The sequence below is a fragment of the Streptomyces sp. NPDC007162 genome, assembly GCF_040634175.1.
Lineage (GTDB): Bacteria > Actinomycetota > Actinomycetes > Streptomycetales > Streptomycetaceae > Streptomyces.
In genome coordinates, this window is record NZ_JBEYFC010001024.1 from 1 (window position 1) to 1,271 (window position 1,271).

The 1,271-nt window shown below is 72.4% G+C and carries 1 protein-coding gene and 2 pseudogenes; 1 reads left to right on the forward strand and 2 read right to left on the reverse strand.

Features of this window, described 5'->3' with window-relative positions:
- Positions 1-276, reverse strand: a pseudogene (locus ABZ646_RS46840) (hypothetical protein); the annotation flags it as partial.
- Positions 269-778: a SigE family RNA polymerase sigma factor gene (locus tag ABZ646_RS46845; RefSeq protein ID WP_351881773.1), complete on the reverse strand. Its 510-nt coding sequence runs from the start codon at positions 776-778 to the stop codon at positions 269-271. The pseudogene ABZ646_RS46840 and the gene ABZ646_RS46845, both read right to left, overlap by 8 nt.
- A gap of 259 nt (positions 779-1,037) precedes the next feature.
- Here ABZ646_RS46845 and ABZ646_RS46850 point away from each other — a divergent pair.
- A pseudogene (locus ABZ646_RS46850) lies at positions 1,038-1,271 on the forward strand (hypothetical protein); the annotation flags it as partial.

The following is a 1,271-nucleotide window of genomic DNA, read 5'->3' on the forward strand; positions in this document are numbered from 1 at the left end:
GACGCTGAACCCGGCCGGGGGGCGGGGGGAAGCTGACACGGAGGAGGTGTCCGTGGGGGCTGCTCCGTGCCGTGGGCCGGGTGAGTGCAGCACGGACGGGAGAGCCAGGCACAGGGCTGCCGCGGTGCAGGCCGCGGTCGCGCCCAGGGCGTGCCGGCGGTGGCGGCGCCGGTCGGCGCGTCGGCGGATCTCCGCGGCGGGCAGGGTCGGTGCCAGCATCTGCGTGCCGAGCAGCCGCAGCCGGTCGCCCAGGGTGTCGTGGAGGGGGTCAGACATGGAGTCGTCCTTCCTCGCTGGTCGGGGGCTGGTCGCCGAGCCGGGCCGCCAGCGCGGTCCGCCCGCGGGCGAGGCGGCTCTTGACGGCACTGACGCTGGCGCCGGTCTCGGCCGCGACCTGCTCGATGGAAAGGTCGCACATGTGGTGCAGGACCATGGCGCTGCGCTGCGCCTCGGGCAGGTCGCGGAGCGCGATGACCAGCATCAAGTACTCCTCAGTGGGCGGCTCGACGGTGCGGGGTTCATGGTGGTGGCGTCCGGCCAGATGCAGACCCCGGGCCAGACGTCGCCAACGTGAGATGGCCAGCCGCCGGGCGGTGGTCCGGATCCAGGCTTCCGGGGCATCGTCGGGGTCGAACGTGCGCCTTCGGTCCCACGCGCGGATGAAGGCCTCCTGGACCACGTCCTGTGCTTCGGACCAGTCGCTGGTCATCGCGTAGAGCTGCCCGGTCAGGCGGGAGAAGGACGCTGCGTAGAACGCGTCGAACTCCTGTGGCGTCATCAACGGCTTCTCTCCTGGTGCTGTCGATCGGCTCCCATCACAGGCGGTTCGCCGGGAAGCACTCCTCGACCACGGCGGTGGAGCCGTGCCCCCGGGCGGAGCCTCGCGCCGCTCAAGCCTGTACGCACGAGCGCCGTCCCCAGGTCGCGCCCACGTTCTGTGACATGGACCACGTGTCCGGGGTGCGACCGCACGGGCACCGAGGGGCGTACAGGGGTGCGGGCATCAACCGGACGCCCGCAGGAAAGGACACTGATTCATGCGTATCCGCCCGATCATGCTCATCGCGGCCACCGCCACAGCCATCGCGACGGCGGGGGGAGTGGCCAGCGCTGCGACCGCCACCCCCCAGCCCACCGCCACGGCTCACGGCAAGCCGTCCGGTGCGCCCGCCGCCAAGGTTCACGGCACCGGCTCGGCCGGCGCCTCGGTGGTCTCTGGTACTGGTGTCTCCGGGAACCGCGTGACCGCCACCCCGGCCGGGTTCAGCGTT

What these genes read in the sequence shown, in the direction of transcription:
- ABZ646_RS46845 (WP_351881773.1), bottom strand. Translation starts at nt 778, where the DNA reads ATGACGCCACAGGAGTTCGACGCGTTCTACGCAGCGTCCTTCTCCCGC.